At 40.2% G+C, this 14,619-nt stretch carries 16 protein-coding genes and 1 riboswitch; of the genes, 9 read left to right on the top strand and 7 right to left on the bottom strand.

The features are described from left to right. Positions 1 to 125 precede the first annotated feature (125 nt). The 3 genes from YK48G_RS13450 to YK48G_RS13440 all read right to left on the bottom strand — a co-directional run bounded on the left by YK48G_RS13450 (position 126) and on the right by YK48G_RS13440 (position 3,315). Positions 126 to 1,277 carry a tyrosine-type recombinase/integrase gene (locus YK48G_RS13450; protein WP_203631214.1) on the bottom strand — a complete coding sequence of 384 codons (1,152 nt, stop codon included), beginning with the start codon at positions 1,275 to 1,277 and terminating at the stop codon, positions 126 to 128. Positions 1,278 to 1,439: 162 nt separating this feature from the next. Beyond that, the gene (locus tag YK48G_RS13445) at positions 1,440 to 2,201 is read right to left on the bottom strand and encodes an FxLYD domain-containing protein (RefSeq protein WP_203631213.1); all 762 of its coding nucleotides are present in this window, start codon (positions 2,199 to 2,201) and stop codon (positions 1,440 to 1,442) included. Between the two features lie 244 nt (positions 2,202 to 2,445). Beyond that, positions 2,446 to 3,315: a DUF3800 domain-containing protein gene (locus YK48G_RS13440; protein ID WP_203631212.1), complete on the bottom strand. Its 870-nt coding sequence runs from the start codon at positions 3,313 to 3,315 to the stop codon at positions 2,446 to 2,448. 1,021 nt (positions 3,316 to 4,336) lie between these two features. On the opposite strand from YK48G_RS13440, the gene YK48G_RS13435 reads away from it, so the two are divergent. The 6 genes from YK48G_RS13435 (at position 4,337) to YK48G_RS13410 (ending at position 7,901) form a co-directional block, all read left to right on the top strand. After that, complete coding sequence (locus YK48G_RS13435) at positions 4,337 to 4,489, top strand: hypothetical protein (protein ID WP_232365388.1); 153 nt, start codon at positions 4,337 to 4,339, stop codon at positions 4,487 to 4,489. After that, on the top strand, positions 4,482 to 4,622 hold the full coding sequence (locus tag YK48G_RS13430) for a hypothetical protein (protein WP_203631211.1): 141 nt from the start codon (positions 4,482 to 4,484) through the stop codon (positions 4,620 to 4,622). The genes YK48G_RS13435 and YK48G_RS13430 overlap by 8 nt, the downstream gene beginning before the upstream one ends. A 178-nt stretch (positions 4,623 to 4,800) precedes the next feature. After that, positions 4,801 to 5,016: a hypothetical protein gene (locus YK48G_RS13425; RefSeq protein ID WP_203631210.1), complete on the top strand. Its 216-nt coding sequence runs from the start codon at positions 4,801 to 4,803 to the stop codon at positions 5,014 to 5,016. Between the two features lie 277 nt (positions 5,017 to 5,293). Next, on the top strand, positions 5,294 to 6,751 hold the full coding sequence (locus tag YK48G_RS13420; RefSeq protein ID WP_203631209.1) for a zinc ribbon domain-containing protein: 1,458 nt from the start codon (positions 5,294 to 5,296) through the stop codon (positions 6,749 to 6,751). Positions 6,752 to 6,773: 22 nt separating this feature from the next. Further along, on the top strand, positions 6,774 to 7,424 hold the full coding sequence (locus YK48G_RS13415) for a zinc-ribbon domain-containing protein (RefSeq protein WP_203631208.1): 651 nt from the start codon (positions 6,774 to 6,776) through the stop codon (positions 7,422 to 7,424). A 21-nt stretch (positions 7,425 to 7,445) separates the two neighbouring features. Continuing rightward, a complete protein-coding gene (locus tag YK48G_RS13410) occupies positions 7,446 to 7,901 on the top strand; it encodes a zinc ribbon domain-containing protein (protein WP_203631207.1) in 456 nt (151 codons plus the stop codon). Between the two features lie 146 nt (positions 7,902 to 8,047). Here the strand turns inward: YK48G_RS13410 and YK48G_RS13405 are convergent, their stop codons facing one another. Together YK48G_RS13405 and YK48G_RS13400 are read right to left on the bottom strand one after the other, a co-directional pair. Continuing rightward, a complete protein-coding gene (locus YK48G_RS13405; protein ID WP_203631206.1) occupies positions 8,048 to 8,647 on the bottom strand; it encodes a YkoF family thiamine/hydroxymethylpyrimidine-binding protein in 600 nt (199 codons plus the stop codon). A 15-nt stretch (positions 8,648 to 8,662) separates the two neighbouring features. Beyond that, a complete protein-coding gene (locus tag YK48G_RS13400; RefSeq protein WP_203631205.1) occupies positions 8,663 to 9,235 on the bottom strand; it encodes an ECF transporter S component in 573 nt (190 codons plus the stop codon). Positions 9,236 to 9,656: 421 nt separating this feature from the next. Next, a riboswitch (TPP riboswitch) is annotated at positions 9,657 to 9,746 on the bottom strand. Positions 9,747 to 10,167: 421 nt separating this feature from the next. Here YK48G_RS13400 and proC point away from each other — a divergent pair. Then, positions 10,168 to 10,968, top strand: a complete 801-nt coding sequence (gene proC, locus YK48G_RS13395; protein ID WP_203631204.1) for a pyrroline-5-carboxylate reductase — start codon at positions 10,168 to 10,170, stop codon at positions 10,966 to 10,968. A 153-nt stretch (positions 10,969 to 11,121) separates the two neighbouring features. Further along, complete coding sequence (locus tag YK48G_RS13390; protein WP_203631203.1) at positions 11,122 to 11,826, top strand: GntR family transcriptional regulator; 705 nt, start codon at positions 11,122 to 11,124, stop codon at positions 11,824 to 11,826. A 105-nt stretch (positions 11,827 to 11,931) separates the two neighbouring features. Here YK48G_RS13390 and YK48G_RS13385 read toward each other — a convergent pair whose 3' ends face one another. Together YK48G_RS13385 and YK48G_RS13380 are read right to left on the bottom strand one after the other, a co-directional pair. After that, on the bottom strand, positions 11,932 to 12,267 hold the full coding sequence (locus YK48G_RS13385) for a hypothetical protein (protein ID WP_232365387.1): 336 nt from the start codon (positions 12,265 to 12,267) through the stop codon (positions 11,932 to 11,934). Positions 12,268 to 12,282: 15 nt separating this feature from the next. After that, on the bottom strand, positions 12,283 to 13,026 hold the full coding sequence (locus tag YK48G_RS13380) for a WecB/TagA/CpsF family glycosyltransferase (protein ID WP_203631202.1): 744 nt from the start codon (positions 13,024 to 13,026) through the stop codon (positions 12,283 to 12,285). A gap of 129 nt (positions 13,027 to 13,155) precedes the next feature. Here YK48G_RS13380 and YK48G_RS13375 point away from each other — a divergent pair, with 129 nt between their 5' ends. Then, positions 13,156 to 14,613 (top strand): nicotinate phosphoribosyltransferase, encoded by a 1,458-nt coding sequence (locus tag YK48G_RS13375; RefSeq protein WP_203631201.1) that lies wholly within the window; start codon positions 13,156 to 13,158, stop codon positions 14,611 to 14,613. Positions 14,614 to 14,619 lie beyond the last annotated feature (6 nt).

The following is a 14,619-nucleotide window of genomic DNA, read 5'->3' as shown; positions in this document are numbered from 1 at the left end:
ATTTTCTTTGCTTTCGATTGTTATCAGTTGTCACTGATTGTCACCTCAGGGGGAGCCAGCGGGGGAGCCAAAATATCAGTGGCAGCAATGATTGATAGAATTTGACCGAATTGGTATACCCGTAATTAAAATTTTAAATACGCTGCTAACTTTTTTGTGGCTTCATTAGATTCCTTGTGGGTAGTGGCGGTATAGACGTCAAAAGTAGTCTTTAGTGACGAGTGACCTAGTTGTTCCTTTACGGCAATTGGATTGGCACCCGCTTCATAGGATAAAGTAGCGTAAGTATGGCGGAAAGCATGGACAGTAACTTTCTTCAAATCATAGTTATCAATAACATACTTTAACCATACTTGTGGTTTGACGGGTTGAAACATTTCATTCTGTTCGTTAGAGAAAACTAAATTGTCACCAAGCGGGAAACCTAGTGCTTGCAAATACTTTGCCTGCTTCTTTTTCCACTGTCGCAAAATTTGGGTGGTTTTAGGCTCTATGAACACGGTTCGATAGCTCCGTGGTGTCTTGGGCGACTGGACTACCAAACGGTTATTTTCGCCACGAGATTGTGTTTTATTGACACTAATCGCATCATGCTCAAAGTCAACGTCACTCCACTTCAAAGCTAGCATTTCTGATTTCCGCATACCGGAAAAGGCGGCCAATCGGAAGAAGACATATGCTTGTGGATTTATGTCAGCATCTTTTAAGCATTCAAAAAAGTGTTCCAGTTCTTCACTGTCATAATAATTTTCAATATTATGGCGAACCGCATCGTTATTTTTTTTCCGTGGTAAAATTATCTGTTTAGCTGGGTTCACGGTAATCAACTGCATGGAAATAGCATAATCAAGCACTTTAGCAGTGTAATTAATAAACCGTGGGTATTGTGCCAAGCCAGCATTAAACCATTGATTAACCGCTTTTTGGCATTCCATCACGGTTATTTGGTCAACCAGATAACTGCCAAAAATTGGGATGATGTGTAATCTAAAAATTCGTTGTGTAGTCGCCCACGAAGATTCCTTGACGGTATTTTTATATTGAATAAACCACAACTTAAAAAGGTCTTCAAAAGTTTGTTTCTTTTTCTGTGGTTCAAACTCTCCGTCAGCAACTTGGATTTCTAACCTGGCTAGTTGTAAAAGAGCCTCTTTTTCTGATTTGAACCCACGGCGGCGAGTTTTGCGTTTTTTACCGGTTAAAGGGTCGATCCCGATGTACAACTGGAATTCATAAAAAGTTTCATTGTTTTTCTTATACGATTTTATTTTTGTCATAATATTCCTCTTTCTACCCTGGGACGGATTAGTTAAAGGAACCTTTGACGGCATCACCTCCTTTCCTGTATGATATGACTTAGAAGGGTATAGTAATCCCTTGTATATGTATTGTTGGCACATCCTGTACTTTGGTCGGTGGGGGATGTGTTTTTTAGTTGCTTAATCAACTAAATCTTTGACAACATGATAACTGGTAAATTTCTTATCAGTGGTAAATTCAAAACGGTTAGTCTGTCCGTTGTCCCAGTCGTTGATAAAAATAGGTTGAATATCAATGACCGTTTTATTAGCATTTAGCAATTTGACATTTACACTAAATGATTTAAACGAAAAGTCCGTGGTATTTTTAACATTGGCTGAATATGTTTTATAGCTATAGTCATTTTTTGTCTGTTTGAATTTAATTGTTTTTATTAATGAATCGACTTGTTCGTTTTTATTATCCTGGTTAATTGCCTTATCACCATTTCTGGTTAGTTCTGTCAAATCGGATTGGTATTTGGAATCGACTTTCAATTCGTGAATCTTGTTAATATTTAAAATTGCTTTAGTCCGTTTGTTGTATGCCTCGTTCCACAAAGTAATAAATGAATTAGTGTCATACTTTTTGATGCTATTTTTTTGTTCCTTGATGGCGTTGAGGTAGGCTAAAGCTTGCTCATGAAGTTTATTGCTTTTGAACTTTTTGTTATCATAGCCTTTAACTTGCTTGAGTTCAGCATTGACCATCTTGGTAGCCTCATCCTTGCTAATATTGTTTGGATCTTTGATATTATCTGAAATTGCCCAGCGATTTTGTAACCCTCGTTGTAATGCAGAAATGAAATCAGAATCATAATATCTCGTTTCTTTCTTGCCACACCCTCCCAAGACTAATAGCGGAACTAGCAAAAGTAAAACTAAGTATTTCGCCCTCTTCATAGTTAATCCTCCAATAATTCCAGCTTTTAGTGACTTCAGTGTTTGGTCATTCAGAAAACAGAAAAAGCGCAGTATGTTTTTAGAAAACATACCACGCTATATCTCTGGTGGACTAGAATCCACAAAACTCTTATAGAAGATTCCGAACAAAAAGTTCTGAGTAACGCTCGATCTCAAAGAATCCCCTTTAAAGCTCTCGAATAATGATAGCATGTTTTCTAAAAAATAGTCAATTATTTGTTGCTCAATTTCTTAATGAGCTTTTAGCAGATTCGGATGGAATCTGTTTAATACCAAATCGGTTTGGTTGTCCAACTTTACCATCATATCTGCGATTTAATAAGGTTCTTCCCAGTTGATTAGTTTTTTTATTTGCCATTTTTCTAGCAAAATTATTAGGAACAAAATCTGCAATTTGAAGGCAAGGAGAGTTAGATTCCTTTCCAACAAAGTTAATAGTGCCCAAATGCTTTTGAATTACGTAATCCGGCAAAAACATAGTACCTCTGGCTTTAATGTAGTAGAACTTTGATTGAACAAGTAAATCAGCTTTATTCGTATTATTATCTTTTCGACTCTCCAATACGATGTCACCATAACCATCATGTTGAATTAAAAATTGAACATAGTTTTCAATTAAAATTTGAATAGCCATCTCATAACCATAGTTAAGTGGGGGTAGCACACCGTATAACTCTTTAATTCGCATAAAGTCAAATACTGCTCCAGTAATTGGAACGTTATTCGAATTAATGATGTCGGCTAATCCTTTGTACAAATGGTCAACAACTCGGTGTTCTCTGAAAATGATGTATTCTTCACCATACTTGGCCAACAAACGTGGAATTTCTTTGGTCTTTGCGGCTGACTGCACTTTGTGGGCTACCATTTCGTGAAGTACAAATTCTTTTTTACTATTGTCTGGGTAGTAGGTAACGGGGTAATGATCAGAAAAATATTTTGGATAATTTTTTGGCCCCCATAAAGCTACCTTAAGACGGTTTAAATCCGATTTTACGTGCTTACGTTGTGATTTATTAAGAATGATACCAGCTACTGCAAAGAATCGCTCATCAACCATGCTTTCGTCTAAGAAAAGGGTGTAATGTTCCATTGGGACTCCTTTGTATATTTTCAGCTTTTAATGTCGATCAGTGTTTGGACAACCATCAAATGGCAAGATTGTTTCTTACATAATCATGAAGTTCCCGATCAATTACATTGCAAAGATGGCTGAAAAGATCGAAGTAATCGATGAAAACTTGAACAATAATATCTTCTATTTTGGTACCGCTTACAAAATGTGTATTAACATTTGGGTGGCTTGCGTATCAACAGCTAATTCATCCTTTGGATCAGAAGAAATAGAAGGAAACGCAAAAATGTGCATATTAGTATCGTGATATTGAATATGTGCAACATCGTGGCAGATTGTAGCGGTATTTGTCGTGGCCGATACCATTTTAAGTTAATGACGATTTTATTTTGTTTGGTATCAGCAAGTGGGGGAGTGTTCGGAATAGCTTGTCACTAAGTTTTATTGAAATCCCTTCATCAAAAGCAGAGTTCGGTAATTTAGTTATCAATTCATTCATAAAAAACCATTTCCCCAATAATCTTTTTATTATCTCCACATTCTCTTCAGGAATCGGCTTGCCATCAAAAGTTAAGATGGCACCATCTTTGTTTAAATCTACAACAGGCTTCTCCTTATAGTCTCTGTTGTCTGTTTCCCCTGACAAATATTTTAGCGAAACGTTTAAAACATCCGCAATTGCAATAAGTGTAGATTTTTATGGCTGGACTCTCTGGTTGTAACGATAAATAGCAGTACTAAATTATGTGAATAAGTTTTTTGATTTTTGAATATTTAAGAAAGAAGTGAGTTTAAGCGTAGGATAATCCAAATTCCAGTGATATTTGGTTGCCGATTATCATTTCAATTTTCGTTACCTTAATCTTTGAGGCGTTAATCAATTAAAAATTAGATTGGTAATAATCGAAGGAATGATCGGTGTTTCATTGCTTAAAACAAATTATAGCAGAAAGAAGCCGGTCAAATGACCGAAGAAATGGTAATTCATGCAGCAAATTAGATTAAGAAGAAAATCAAAGTTGTGTTACTTGAGCGAGACATGACACAAGTTGAACCAGCCGAATCACTTAACGTAAAACCACAGGTGTTAAATCGAGCGATTCATGAAGACATGTCGCCACGTTCAATTCAGATTCGACAAGAAGTTCATAAAGTTTTGGAAATTAAACAAAGGAGGAAGCGACGTGGCTAAACCAAGATTAGTTTTATACAAAGAAAAGGAAGTCAAAAATACTCGGTTAGTAAACATCGATGCTGACTCACGTGCTCAATTACTGAATTTGAAGCCTGATACCGGATTATCTATTAATTACGAAGATCGTTGAACATTTTATTGCATATGGCATTAAAGACATTGAAATTGAGAGACGTCGTGATGATTAAGGGTTGATCACTGTGGAGCAGTAACTGAACCATGCTACCTGAATTATAAGCAGGACATGGCTTATATCGGCATTGGTAGCTACAATATCTATAGACGCAAACGAAGGTGAGGTAACCACGGTGAAAATTAACCAGCTATTGAATGCAAAAGAGTTAAAAGTGGTGCATAAATATTTACCTAACTTAGATCTTACAGTTGATCTAACAGATGATGGCTTAGCCGATTTTGAAGAACAGCTTGATAATGCTTATATTAATCATGAATTCACAAATGAAGAAATTAACGATATTGGAAGGCAGTTAGAACCAATTGTTGATAAATTGGCTGAATCATAAGAAGGGGAAATTTATAGCGAAAGATGATTGCTTTGTCCTCAGTTCGCACACGTCTTTTGGCGTAATTATCAGCTTTCAAATTTCAGGTTCAAGTTAAAAAAGTAAGCATTATTTCTATAAATCGCCAGCATCCCTGTCCTTTGGGATACCATACATAAGACCCAACTTACTGTATAAATTGTTTCTGTGTTTTTTAGTCATAGCACTGTCGGCAAACAATCTTTATGGTACAATTAGACAATAGTTAAGTTTTTATTATAATTTGGAGGGTATGTGTATGGATTCACAGCATTCTGATGGTGGGGAAGTTCTTTTATTTTGCCCAAATTGCGGGTTTAAGGTTGCACCGACTGATGAGTTTTGTCCTAACTGTGGCTTTAACTTGAAAGCTTATCGGCAAGGCACTCCTCAAAAAACAGCTTCCGTGAACGTTCAAACAAAGACTAAAAAAGGGTTTAGCCGGACAAAAAAGAAGCAGCGCACGAAGCAGCAAAAACGCCGAAATCTTTTGTTGACGGCGGGGGCTGTTGTGCTGCTCTTAATTGTCGGGACGATTGTTTATGGTGAGCATTATTATTCAAAGGCCAGCACACTGAATAGAATTGTTAAAGCAACCAAAAATAACCAGGCTGATTTGCATACATACTTTACTACGAACGACCCGACGTTAAACATCAGCAATTCGACTTTACAACCATTAGTGAAGTATTTGCGTGATCGCCCAGAGGCATTAGCGTCATTTAAGTCACAAATGAGCACTGTCGGCAAGTATGACAATAATCGGCTGGTATATAAACAGAGCGGTCGAAATTTTTTGATTTTTCCAAAGTATAAAATCCAGGTAAAGCCAATTTATGTCTCACTGACTGTCAACAAGAAGAATGCCAGGCTTAAGCAAAATGGCAAGCTGATTGCCACGTCTAATTCAACTCGGTTCACTAAAAAAATTGGTCCACTTGTCCCTGGAACGTATCATCTGGCTAGTTCCGCTAATATTAACGGTCATAAGCTATCAAATAATAATACGTATTATCTTAATAAGAATAATCAACAAATCCCCCTCACATTGAAAACGGTTTCGTTTAGTGTTCATGGTCCGCAGGGGACTGAAGTGGTCATTAACTCTAAGGATCAAGGAAAGATTGGTACGAGTGGCGTCATGGCATTTAAGGATTTCCCTTGGACAGATGAGATTAGGGTACAAGGCGTTTATCAAAACGGCAAGAAGTCCATTTCATCACAAACCCGTGTGATTAGCGACCAAAATAACGATACAGATATCACTTTGCCATTCAAGGGGCTAGTGAGTTATGACGATGCCGATACGTTGTTAAATAATGTTTGCGATGCGGCTACCGGATTAAGTAATGACGGGGATATTGATGACGCGACCGATGATGATGGTGATGATTTGTCTTCGTTCTTTGTGGATGGTGATTCCGATCCCAACTATCTGGGATTTGTAAAAATGGGTAAGGGTTATTATAACGATGATGACATTGACGGCACTGAAATCGAGGCAACTGTTGATTCGATTAAGTTGAGTTCTGATGATAGTAGTGACGTTACCTATGATTTAAAGTATCAATTTGATACGGGGGGCCATTATCACGTTCAGGTTTTCCGATATACGGCTAATCTCGTTAAGAATGGCGATGACAGCGATCAGCCATTACAGATCAGTTCAATATCATCCGGAATTCAAAAAATTAGTGATTATGATAAGGACTATTAATCATAGGTTAGGAGGGTAACCAATGGATAATGAGTTTAAATTTTGCCCTCATTGTGGGGCAAAGGTTAAAGCTGGGGCAAAGTTTTGCCCTAAGTGTGGGCATCGGTTTGTGGAGATGACAACCAATCAATCGAACAATCAAGCTGACGCTGAGCCTACAAATGATGCGCGTAAAAAAAGTAGTCATGGTAATAAATTTTTCAAACATCGAAACTGGATTATTGGGGGCATTCTAGCGGTTGTTTTAATTATTGTAACAATTGCGGTTGCCAGTTCAATTATCACCAAACAACAGGTTCAGGCCAAAAAAGAAGCGATGATTCAGTCTTCTCAGCTTAAAGAAAGCATTAAAAAGAAACGGCAGGCTAAGACCGATGCTACCGAAAAGGAGCTGTCGCACGACGCGGTGGATGTGGTAACGGATTTAATTCAAAATGACTGGGATCTGGATGCGGAATGTGATAGCGTCACCCTGACATCTAGTTATGGTGGCAACCAATATGGTGGGTATGCTGATATTTCGGATGATGATGGCGACCACACTACGGTTGACGTGACTGTGACGGATGTTAAGTATAATGATCATGTTTCCGTTGAAATTGACGGGGACGGTCATGAACAACTAGATGATACATTCAATACGTATGATGACGATGATTATGATTATTATTAAACTCATTTGGAGGACGTAAATATGTTGCGTGAAGTATACCGGATATGTTCGAAGTGTGGCACCAGCAACGATGTTAACGCTAATTTTTGTTTAAAGTGCGGCAACAAGTTAACTTTAGCTGATGAGAAGCCATTATTAAAGCATGGTGGCCGGTTCAGCACAGCGCTTGACCAATTAGCGCTGACAGATGATGAACGCGCGCTGACGGCTGGTATTTTAATCACTAAGGGCGACATTCCTGTGGGAAGTAGGTATGAGGATGCTGTATATGCTGAGACGGCCGTAAAAGTTTCTCAGGGAATTCAAGCAGGTTTTGAAACGTTAGCGAAGCATTTATATAGTACGCTAGCTAGTTTAGAGTTTGATGGGGTTGCCAATTTAACAATTAATGCATCCTTTGTCCCAGAAGCGGATGAAACGATGCTGTATTTGTTGGCCTATGGCGATGGCTTCAAGAAGGTAAAGCAAGATGAGTAGTAACCAAAAAACTGATGAAGCTGGGCGAAAACATTTAATCCCAGTTTCATCAGTTTTTTGGCATTTTGCTAGTGGTAAAAACTTTGTGAGAGTTTGTTAAATTAGGACTGATAATCAGCGCAAATAGCGTTAAATATCATATCGGACTATTTGGTTGAAGGGCTATTCACTGAAATGGTCACTTCCATTACATAATGGCGGATGTGTTCATGGGCATAACTAAGTGCCTGATTGAAATAATCAAACAGGTCGTCAATTGAACCGGACAGCTTAGTTGCATAGTGCATGCCTTGTGGATTGAGCCCTTTTTCTTCGGCCAGATTGACAATTTTTTCAATGTCTTGCATGTAGTCGGCCTCGCCAAATGCATAAAAAGAGTATTTGCAGGCAACCGGTATATTTGGTAATTCACGGTCAAATTTAATCGGCGTGATTTCTTCGTTTAGGTAATGATCAGCATCGGTATCACCGGGGCAGCCCTTTGAAAAAGTAAGTTCGTAAACGGTGTGGACAGAATCTTTATAGGCAAGCTGACAAGCTGCCTTGACAATGTTAACGACATTTTCTTGGCGACCACGGTATGTGGTGCTAAACATGTCCGTTTTTTGCCAAACAGGTAGCTTCAAAGTGGCCAGTTGTTGGATGGCATCAGTGATGATCCCGCTAAACTGATCACTCATGGGATAGATGCTAAGTTTGCAGCCAGTGACGTCAACTGAACCGTCAATATTACAATCAATGTTCATTTTGAGACCTCCGAGTTATGATTTTCGTGTTTCAAAAAGTTGTGCCCGAACAACTAATTTATTAATTAAGCTAACCAGACCGACGGAAAAGATTAAATTCGAGCATAGCCGAGTTAAAAACAATGCCAACATCATGCCAAGTTTCAGCTTGATATAACCGTGAATAAAGAGTGCCGAGCCAAAGGTGATGACGGTCGAAAAGACCGCTGCAAGCAAAAGCGACTTTATATCAAAGCGTTTGTACTTAAAACTAGCAAATCCCAGTTCGCTGCCAAGACCTTGGAAAAAGCCAGCAAATAGTGCTGTAACACCAAATTGGCCACCCAGGCCGCTTTCTAAAAAGGCACCTAAAATCTCGCTAATTAGCGACGAGCCGGGTAATCTAACCACCATAAAGGCAATTGGGCCGCCCATACACCAAAGGCCAAACAAGCCTTCGCCAACAAACGGGCCGAGCCCTAGTGGTGAGAGAATACTATAAACAAGTGTGTACAACCAATCCGAAAAAACAAAAATAAAACCAAATAGAACTGAGATAATGGCAATCGTAATGATATCCTTTAAATGCCATTTTGCAATGATTCCCAAGATTAAACCCTCCTAAATAAAAATGAGCGAAGCGGCTAGAAAGTACCAGGTAGGCTAGGCGTTTCACGGTCATCAGAGTCTAAGCCGACTCAACCAAAAATCCCGGATTTAGATTTCGGGTTGAATCGACTTAAGCGCATACGTAGCTATCCGAAAAGGTGAACGAAGCAAAGCGCCTAGGAAGCGAAGAGTAAGGCTCTTTGGCCACAAATTCCCGGGCTTGGAATTTGTGATCAAAGTGGCTTTACACCCAGCTTTCTGCCTGACGCAGCGACCCTAAAAAGTAATCGGCGCTAAGTGAGGTTCTTATACACCGATTTTGGCTTTGCCTAGCTGACCTCACAAAAAAAGCCCTCAATTCAAATAGAATTGGGGGCCGCCATGTTAAGGACATTAACATTTTTAGCTGGCTTAATCATCATTGCGATGATGTCGAAATCCCTTCGCTGATGTTAATCAGATCAGGTTCAATGGGTATATTCTCAGCACGTTGGCACCCCAATTCTCATCTGCTAAGATTACCGAGTTTTTAAGAGTTTGTCAACTGAACTAATCAATTGCCTGCAATGTTTGAAACAATCAGAGCTGATTCATTAAGCGACGGGCTTTGATCCCAAATTTTCGTTGCTTTTTTCTCTGCAATCAGCTATTGTCAACTTATGTATAGAGCGGAAAGGACAGCTGCACAAAGCAGAAAGCTCCGTGTAAGCATCTTGGCGAAAAATCCCAAGCCCGGGGATTTCCCGCCAAGGAGCCTTACACTCCGCTTTCTAACCGCTTTGCTTCGCTCACTATTTTAGGACAGCTGTGCAAAGCAGAAAGCTGCACCTAAGTCAATTTGCCCAAAAATCCAAGCCCGGGATTTTCGGCCAAGTCGCCTTAGGCTTCGCTTTCTAAGCGCTTTGCTTCGCTCACTTATAAGGAGGATTACCATGAAAATTGGGTTTATTGGTGTTGGGTCAATGGCTCAGGCGATTATTCAGGGATTGCTTAAAGCGAAATTTGTCCCCGCCAAAAATATTTTAGTTCACAGTGCTCACAAAGCTCATTATGAAGATTATGCGCAACAATATGGATTGACCGCCGAAAGGTCCAATCAAGAAGTTGTTGCTAACAGTGATTATGTTATTTTAGCAGTGGTGCCGGCTGTTGTAAAAGCAGTTTTGGCAGAGATTCGTGCCGGGCTTTCTCGGGAAAAAGTCCTGGTGTCAATTGTTTCTGGTATTTCATTGGATCAATTGGCTGAATTGACGCAGGCAGATTTACCAATTTTACGTAGTTTGCCTAACATCAACTCTGAGTTTGGCAGAGGTATGACGGCCGTTGCGGTTAACGAAAACCTTACGGGTGATCAAAAGGACAATGCCCTCGGGATTTTTAGTGCGACTGGTGAACTGAGTGAACTGCCGGAAGCAGCATTTCCAGTATTTAGTGCTATTTCCGGAAGTGCAGTTGCTTATATTGACTTTTTCATCGACGCATTGAGTCGCGCGGGCGTTAAATATGGCCTGAGTAAGGATGTTGCGACTCAAATTGCAGCCCAAACAACTTTTGGTTCCGCAGATGCGCTCATGAAATCCGGGCACACTCCGGCCGAAATGATTGATAAAGTTTGTTCACCCGGTGGCGATACAATTGCCGGGCTCTTGGCAATGGAAGAAGCTGGCTTATTAACTTCAGTTGTGAAGGGGATTGACGCAACTATTGAAAAGTCTACCGGCAAAACAAATTAAGTGACGCCAATGTGACATCTTGGTGTTCAAGGCGGTTGAAATTTTTGTTAGTGATCAAAATGGTCCGGATAAATTGCCTTGGCTATTAACTCGACCTCATAGATTTAATTATTATGTTAGAATAAAGGATAAAGACTAAAGGAGTTGGTACTGGTGGGTTTGCCAATTTATATTCAGATTCATAATGATATAAAGCGAAAAATTGAGGCCGATAAATGGAAAATTGGTGACCGAATCCCTTCTGAACGCGAGCTGTCTACGGAGTTTGGGGTTAGTCGGATGACGTTAAGACAAGCGATTCAAACGCTGGTTGATGAAGGAATCTTGGAGCGCCGGGTTGGTTCTGGCACTTTTGTGGCTAATCAAAAGGTTCAAGAAAAAATGTCAGGCGTCACTGGTTTTACAGATTTGATGTTGGCCCAAGGCAAGCAGCCTTCTAGTAAGACGATTTCTTATCACACGATGGAACCATCCTTAAGTGAAATGGAGAAGCTTCATATCACCCAAGATCAACTGGTGCTTCGAATGGAGCGAATTCGATATGGCGATGAAGTACCAATTTGTTTTGAAGTCGCAACGGTTCCAGAAAACATTGTTGAAGGCTTGGAAAAGTCAGAGGTAACAAGCTCGTTGTACCGAACTTTGGAACAAAAAAAGGACCTGCAAATTGGCAAGGCCCAGCAGACCGTTTCAGCAATGCTGGCTTCAGAGCGAATTGCTGAGTATTTGAATATTAAACGTGGGGATGCGATCTTACGGTTACGTCAGATTACATATTTACAAGATGGGCGCCCGTTTGAGTATGTCCGCACGCAATATGTTGGCGATCGGTTTGAATTTTATTTGGAAAAAGAATAAAGATAGGTCGTAAGGGCGACAATGACCTACTTTAAAACTTGGAAGAGGCTACGGTCGCTTCTATTTTTTTATCCTGATTGCCATTTAAAGCTTCTAAACTATAACCTATTTTCGTGTGGGCTGACTGAAGGCCCGTCGCAACAAATTAGTGACCCAGCTAACTAGAGTTGCCACGAGTGTTAATAAAATCCAAGAGGTCCAATTGTAATAGCCACCGACTAGTCTAAACACGAATAAATACAAAATGAAGTAGCCGGTGTAAAAATAGCCAGGCTTTAAGTTAATAAAGCTAGAAACATAAGCTAGCGCAATGATTCCTAATAGTCCATATGGAAACTGGTTCAAGATTGGTCGATGGGTTATAAAATTATGAACCAGCGGGATCAAAATTGCTGCCAGGACAACGATGATGGTTGCTCGAATAACGTTTTGCCGATTCAACCTCATTACCTCTTTCTAGCGTTTTTTAGTGTATTTTTGTCGAACAATTTGCCACAGGTACTTTGGTAGGACCATTAAGCGACTAATCCGGGTCGGTTCCTTAATGACTCGATATAACCACTCGAGGTGCAATTGCTGCCAAGTAGCCGGCGCTCGTTTAACGGTACCGGTTAAGACGTCAAATGAGCCACCAATCCCCATCCACAAGCCACTCGTGGCAGTCCGATGACGTTGAATAAATTGTTCCTGTTTTGGATAACCGGTGGCGACAAATACCATGTTCGGATCTGTTCGCTTAATGTCTTTGATAATTTCGGTCTCATCAGTGAAATAACCGTCGTGAGTGCCAGAAATAACCAAGCCGGGATAGCGCTTTTTGACAACGTCACGTAGCTTTTGAATGACTTGAGGTTTTGCGCCGACAAAGTACGCGGATTTTTGATGCTGGCTGCCCCAGTCCAATAAGTCCTCAAATAGATCATAACCAGTAATTCGCTCCTTAATTGGCGTCTTTAATAATCGGGCGCCGATGACAATTCCGATACCATCGGCGACCACGTAATCGGCTGATTGAATGAGGGCCGCATAGTCTGGATGGGCATGTGCGTACATCACAATCTCTGGGTTTGCGGTGACGACAAACGTATTTTGCCGCTGAGTAATCCGATTGATAATGGTTGTTTCAAAATCAGATCGAGTGCAATTAATGAAGGGGATTCCTAAGATGGTAACGGCTTTTTGATCAGTTTGACTAGACATAATGACTCCTTATGTGATTGAATTTAAATTGAAAATCCTTCATTTCTCTGGTCAATAGAAAGATAAATGATAGAATTAACATGATTACTTAATTATATAACATCTCACAGGGAAGGATATTGAAACTGTATGTCAGAAAATGATAATTTGACACTCCACACCGACTTTTACGAAATTAATATGATGGCGACTTATTTTGAACGGCACATGGAAAATCGCCATGCGGTCTTTGAGGTGTTTTTTAGGAAGTTACCTTTTGGAAATGGGTATGCCGTTTTTGCCGGACTGGAACACGTGATTCAATACATTGAAAACCTGCACTTTACGGATTCAGACATTGATTATTTAAAGGACGTGACTGATTATCCGGATAGCTTTTTAACTTACCTACGCCATTTCAAGTTTCAAGGGACGATTCGCTCAGTGTATGAAGGCGACGTCGTGTTTGCCAATGAGCCAATTTTTCAAGTTGAAGGAACGCTTTGTGAATGCCAGTTGGTCGAAACGGCCATTTTAAATATGATTAACTACCAAACATTAATTGCCACTAAGGCTTCGCGGATTCGAACCGTTGTCGGCGATGATCCGCTAATGGAATTTGGTAGTCGGCGGGCTCAAGAAGTTTCAGCAGCACTTTGGGGAACTCGAGCAGCGATTATCGGTGGCTTTAACGCAACCTCGAACGTGTTAGCTGGTAAGAAGTTCGGGATTCCAATCAGCGGGACCCACGCCCACTCATTAGTTGAATCATTTGGCAATGACTACGATGCGTTTAAAGCTTACGCGCAAACGCATCGTGACTGTGTCTTCTTGGTGGACACTTATGATACGTTGAAGAGTGGAGTTCCCAGTGCGATTAGGGTTGCCAATGAGATGGGTGATCAGATTCATTTTGCTGGTGTTCGATTAGATTCCGGTGACATGGCCTACTTATCCAAGCGGGTCCGTGAATTACTTGATCATGCGGGTTATCCGGATACTAAGATTTATGCGTCCAATGATTTGGATGAAACGACCATTGCCAGCTTGAAGATGCAACACGCCAAAATCGATGTTTGGGGTGTTGGCACTAAGGTAATTACGGCCTTTGACCAACCGGCATTAGGTGCCGTTTACAAAATGGTGTCGGTTGAAGATAAGCAGGGGAAATTGGTCGATACCATTAAAATTTCCGGTAACGCAGAAAAAGTTTCCACACCGGGCCGCAAGCAGGTTTGGCGGATTACCGATACGAAAGATGGCAAGTCCGAGGGGGATTACATCACGCTGTCAGATGAGGATCCGCGCCAGGAAAAATCAATTTATATGTTCCATCCAAACTATACGTATATTAACAAGACAGTCGAAAATTTTGATGCCGAACCTTTACTAAAAACTATTTACAGTAACGGTAAATTGGTTTATGATCGTCCTAATTTATCCCAGATTAGTGTTTATGCGAAAAAAGAGTTGGCGGCACTTTGGCCGGAGTATCGACGAGAACTCAATCCGCAGAATTATCCGGTTGATTTATCACAAAAGTGCTGGGATAATAAACGGGATATTATTGAAAAGGTTCGCAACTACGTTAAACAAATTAACTATTAACGAGGG

This window comes from Lentilactobacillus fungorum (assembly GCF_016860605.1).
GTDB lineage: Bacteria > Bacillota > Bacilli > Lactobacillales > Lactobacillaceae > Lentilactobacillus > Lentilactobacillus fungorum.
The sequence above is the reverse complement of the archived record's forward strand: the minus strand, read 5'-3'. Positions and strand labels throughout refer to the sequence as shown.

Coding starts and splice junctions, on each gene's coding strand:
- YK48G_RS13440 (WP_203631212.1), bottom strand. CDS start 3,315: ATGGAACATTACACCCTTTTCTTAGACGAAAGCATGGTTGATGAGCGA.
- proC (WP_203631204.1), top strand. CDS start 10,168: ATGAAAATTGGGTTTATTGGTGTTGGGTCAATGGCTCAGGCGATTATT.
- YK48G_RS13450 (WP_203631214.1), bottom strand. CDS start 1,277: ATGACAAAAATAAAATCGTATAAGAAAAACAATGAAACTTTTTATGAA.
- YK48G_RS13415 (WP_203631208.1), top strand. CDS start 6,774: ATGGATAATGAGTTTAAATTTTGCCCTCATTGTGGGGCAAAGGTTAAA.
- YK48G_RS13375 (WP_203631201.1), top strand. CDS start 13,156: ATGTCAGAAAATGATAATTTGACACTCCACACCGACTTTTACGAAATT.
- YK48G_RS13420 (WP_203631209.1), top strand. CDS start 5,294: ATGGATTCACAGCATTCTGATGGTGGGGAAGTTCTTTTATTTTGCCCA.
- YK48G_RS13380 (WP_203631202.1), bottom strand. CDS start 13,026: ATGTCTAGTCAAACTGATCAAAAAGCCGTTACCATCTTAGGAATCCCC.
- YK48G_RS13405 (WP_203631206.1), bottom strand. CDS start 8,647: ATGAACATTGATTGTAATATTGACGGTTCAGTTGACGTCACTGGCTGC.
- YK48G_RS13435 (WP_232365388.1), top strand. CDS start 4,337: ATGACACAAGTTGAACCAGCCGAATCACTTAACGTAAAACCACAGGTG.
- YK48G_RS13445 (WP_203631213.1), bottom strand. CDS start 2,201: ATGAAGAGGGCGAAATACTTAGTTTTACTTTTGCTAGTTCCGCTATTA.
- YK48G_RS13410 (WP_203631207.1), top strand. CDS start 7,446: ATGTTGCGTGAAGTATACCGGATATGTTCGAAGTGTGGCACCAGCAAC.